The sequence below is a fragment of the Mesorhizobium sp. M7A.F.Ca.AU.002.02.1.1 genome (genome assembly GCF_003998535.1).
Taxonomy (GTDB): domain Bacteria; phylum Pseudomonadota; class Alphaproteobacteria; order Rhizobiales; family Rhizobiaceae; genus Mesorhizobium; species Mesorhizobium ciceri.
In genome coordinates this window covers 1-4,198 of sequence record NZ_RZPB01000548.1, presented here as the reverse complement: position 1 = coordinate 4,198, position 4,198 = coordinate 1, and the positions used below count along the sequence as shown (strand labels likewise).

The window sequence follows — 4,198 nt, the reverse complement described above, 5'->3', positions numbered from 1 at the left end:
TCTACCAGGAGGCCGCACGCGCCATCCGGGCGGCACGCCGCAAGGGCGGCAAGCCGGCAAAGGATGTCGTCTTCCCGACCATACAGGACGGCGTCGAGGGCATGGCCTTCATCGAGGCTTGCGTGAAGTCGTCGAAGAAGAACGGGGCGTGGACGAAGCTCTAGTCCAAGGGGCGCTGAGATTCAGGTGAGGCCGGCCTGCAAACGGCCGTTTCCTGCGCTTCCGGTGCTCACGTACCCAAAAGTACGCTCCGCTCCGGTTCTCGGAACCAGCCGTTTTCGGCTTGGCCTGACCTGAATCTCAACACCCCGGCGATCCGAGGAATCTAAGGGGAGGGGGCGTCGATGAAAATCGGCATGTGCATGTTCTTGTGGACGACGGCGGTGTCGAAGAAACACGAGCCGCTGCTGCGCGACATCAAGGCGACCGGTTTCGATGGCGTCGAGATACCGATCTTCGCCGGCACGCCGGACGATTATAGAAAGCTCGGCGATCTGCTCGACCGCATCGGGCTGGAGCGGACTGCGGTTTCGGCCATGGGCGATCCGGCGATGAATTTGATCGCGGCCGACGCGGCAACCCGCAAGGCCGGTGTCGACTACATGAAATGGGCGATCGACTGCGCGCAGGCGCTTGGCGCCAGCACGCTGAGCGGCCCTCTGCATTCGACGCTCGGGTCCTTTTCCGGCTCTGGGCCGACGGCCGCGGAGAAGAAGCGCTCCGTCGGCTCGCAGCGCGCCATCGGCGACCATGCCGGCAACAAGGGCGTCACCATCGGGCTCGAGGCGCTGAACCGCTTCGAATGCTACCTGCTCAACACGATGGCGGACCTGTCGGAGCATATCGACGCCATCGACCGGCCGCACATCAAGGCGATGTACGACACCTTCCACGCCAATATCGAGGAGGCCGACCCGATCGGCGCCTACACGAAACACCGCAGGAATGTCGTGCATATCCATATCTCGGAGAATGATCGCGGCGTGCCGGGGCGCGGCAACATTCCGTGGACCGAAACGTTTTCCGCCATCCGCAAGAGCGGCTATGACGATTGGCTGACGATCGAGGCGTTCGGCCGCTCACTCAAGGATTTGGCGGCGGCGACCAAGGTGTGGCGGGATTTTTCAGAGACCCCGGAAGCGGTTTATCGGGAGGGGTATAGGCATATCAAGAGCGGGTGGAAGAAGGCGGCTTAGGCGCCCTGGCCCATTTTCTATTTGCGTTCGCGGCGGTTGCCAGGTGGTTCCCCCACTCCGTCTCGGCTTCGCCGAGCCACCTCTCTCCCCCCTCCGGAGGGAGAGGAAGGAAGCCTCGGCCTGGGGGACACTCGGCCTAAGAGGACAGGCGTCGGCTCGGACAGCCTGGCGCTTTCCTCTACCCCGTCGATCGGGGGAGAGCGACTATCTGGGGTGTCAAGTTGCACTCGCGAACTCGTTGCGCGCATCGCGTGCTTTTGCATTGAGGATGACGAGGAGTTTTCTGGCGAGTGCGATGCGGATGAGCATTTTTGGCTTTCCCGCCTGTTGCAACCGTTGAGCGAAAGCTTTGAGATTGGGATCGAATTTGGCCACGATGGCTGCGACGATGAAGAGGATGCCACGCGGCCCGGCGCGTCCGCCGCGCACATGCCTGTTGCCGGTGCGCTTGCCGCTATCGTTGGCGAAGGGAGCGAGGCCTGCCAGCTTGGCGATGGCCTTGTTGGAGATGAGGCCGATCTCGGGCAGTTCGGCCATCAGGCGGGCGACGGTGCGTCCGGCCACGCCCTTCAGCGAACGAAAGGCCTGCTCCAGCCTGGCCCACAGCGGATCGTCATCGATCATCGAGGCAATCTCGCCTTCCAGGCGCCGTTGCTCGCGCTTGAGGAAGGCCAGCATCGCCTCGATGCTGGCGCATACCTCGGCGTCGCGTGCGGCACTTCTACGCTGCTTGTTGATGGTCGCATCGCCGACAATCTGGCAAAGCCGGCCAACCAACGCGGCAAGCCGCTGCTGGGCGGCGCTTGGCGGTGGCGTCGGCACAGTGTTCTTGACTGCGCCGTAGTGGGCGATGACAGCGGCGTCGATCCTGTCGGTCTTCTCAAGATAGCCCATCGCCTCGGCGAAACGGCGCACGCTCTTGGCATTGACCACGCCGCACGGCATGCCGTGCGCCCACAAGAGCATGAATCCCAGCCGTTCATAGCCGCCCGATGCCTCCATCACCGCAAGGACTGCGTCATGGCTGCGGCAGAACAGCCAAAGAGCTGCGATCCCCGCCGCGTCGTTGGCGAAGCGCGCTGCCGCTCCGCCAGGCCAGACATGCGCGTCCAGCCAATCTTTCGAAACATCAACTCCACAAATAATCCTGTTCACGGTAACCTGCCTTGTGCGTACGGTTGGAACCAAGCGACTGTTCGGTCGTGCGTGATGAAGGCGAAGATCCCAAGCTCTCCCGCGGCTGTAACCTCAGGTGGTACGGGCGACTTCGCCAAGCCAAGGTCCGGGCGGCCACCCGGACCTTGGCTCAATCGCTCTAATCCCACGAAATCTCTCTCGTGTAGATACAAGGTGTCGAGCGAAGCTCGACGGAGTGGGGGTCGATCCTTTGGCGCCGGTCGAGACGACTTGCGCGTCTGCATCACAAGCCTACCCCTGCTCAGCCTGGATCCTGTTGTAGTCGTGGATCGTCTGGCTCAGCCGGCGGCGCAGGAAGTTGGAGATGTTGTCGAAGATGAAGACGACGGCCAAGATCAGCAGCACCATGTAGAAGACGTTGGCCCAGTTTGAGTTGGTGCGCATCGCTTCCCACAGTTTCAGGCCGATGCCGCCGGCGCCGACAGCGCCGATGATGGTGGCGCCGCGGGTGTTGGATTCCCACTGATAGAGCGTCTGGCTGATGAACACCGGCACCACTTCCGGCAGCACGCCGTAGCGCTGCACCAGGAGGCCGTTGGCTCCGGTCGAGGTAATCCCCTCGCGCGGCCTGTCGTCGATGTTCTCCAGCGCCTCGGAATAGGTTTTGCCGAGCGTGCCGACCTCTGTGAAGAAGATCGCCGCACTGCCAGCCAGCGGTCCCGGCCCGAAGGCGCGGGTGAAGAACAGCGCCCAGATCAGCATGTCGATGGAGCGCATGAAATCGAAGAAGCGCTTGAGCACCTGGTTGACCAGCCGGCTGGGCGTGATGTTGCGGGCGGCGAAGAAGGCCAGCGGGAAGGCGACGATGCCGCCCAGCATGGTGCCGAGAAAGGCCATGACGATGGTCTGCAGGAGCTTCGTCCAGACATCGCCATGCTGCCACTGGGCGTTGTTCCAGATGTTGTCGCCGGCCAGCGCCAGATTTGACGTGCCCGGTTTCAGTTCCGGCCCGGAGACGATCAGCGAAGCGACTTCGCTTGCCGACTTGCCGAAGAAAGGCGAACGCGTGTCGAAGACGAAATTTGCCCAGCCTAGAAACCGCTTGCGTATCCTGACGCGGTCAACGGCGACGCGGGACTCGCCGGCAAAGCCCATGTCGGCGACCACCTCATCCTCATGCGCGGTGATCCAGCCGGGAACCGGTCCCGAGATCAGCGGCTTGCCGGTGCCGAGCGCGACCGCGACAGTCTCACCGTTGGCAGTTATCGTCGCTTGCGTCTTGGTGAAGGTGATCGACTTGGCGGTGCCGTCGATCAGGATCGTCACCGAACCATCGGCATTGGTCTTGACCCAGTCCGGATCCGGGTTCGGGCCGAGCACGGAGAAGCGTGGATATTTGGCAGTGATCTGCGGTTCATCGAGGCGGAAGATCGGCTGCACGTCGTAGCTGATCCACTGGGTCAGGAACAGCGGCAGGCGCTCCCAGTGCGATTCCCGCATGACCTGCGGCAGGTTGAAGAACCACAAGGCGTACAGCAGGTAGAGAAAGATGCCGCCAAGCAGCATCAGCGGCCCGAAGCGCTTGTGGAACGGCCGCTGGAACACCTGCGGGAAGCGCTCTTCGATCGACTGGATCTGATCGGCGGTCATGGTGGCCATGGTCAAGCGCTCATCACGAAAGCCTGCTCGCCGACCAGCTTGCGGCGCAGCCAGGCGGAGAACTGGTCGACGATGAAGATCGTCGTGAACAGGAGCAGCACGAGGGCTATCGTCTTGGCGCCGAAGCCGCGCGAGATCGACAGCTTCAACTCCTCGCCGATACCGCCGCCGCCGACCGCGCCCATGATGGTGGAAATGCGGACATT

General features: G+C 62.8%; 3 protein-coding genes and 2 pseudogenes. 2 read left to right on the top strand and 3 right to left on the bottom strand.

Features of this window, described 5'->3' with window-relative positions; all coding sequences use genetic code 11:
- Together EN879_RS40185 and EN879_RS26395 are read left to right on the top strand one after the other, a co-directional pair.
- A pseudogene (locus EN879_RS40185) lies at positions 1-164 on the top strand (gfo/Idh/MocA family oxidoreductase); the annotation flags it as partial.
- Positions 165-344: 180 nt separating this feature from the next.
- Positions 345-1,196, top strand: a complete 852-nt coding sequence (locus EN879_RS26395) for a sugar phosphate isomerase/epimerase (protein WP_063169044.1) — start codon at positions 345-347, stop codon at positions 1,194-1,196.
- 216 nt (positions 1,197-1,412) lie between these two features.
- On the opposite strand, the gene EN879_RS26390 is transcribed toward EN879_RS26395, so the two are convergent.
- The 3 genes and pseudogenes from EN879_RS26390 to EN879_RS26380 all read right to left on the bottom strand — a co-directional run.
- A complete protein-coding gene (locus EN879_RS26390) occupies positions 1,413-2,351 on the bottom strand; it encodes an IS110 family transposase (RefSeq protein WP_063169043.1) in 939 nt (312 codons plus the stop codon).
- A gap of 273 nt (positions 2,352-2,624) precedes the next feature.
- Complete coding sequence (gene phnE, locus EN879_RS26385) at positions 2,625-3,992, bottom strand: phosphonate ABC transporter, permease protein PhnE (protein ID WP_063169042.1); 1,368 nt, start codon at positions 3,990-3,992, stop codon at positions 2,625-2,627.
- 2 nt (positions 3,993-3,994) lie between these two features.
- Positions 3,995-4,198, bottom strand: a pseudogene (locus tag EN879_RS26380) (phosphonate ABC transporter, permease protein PhnE); the annotation flags it as partial.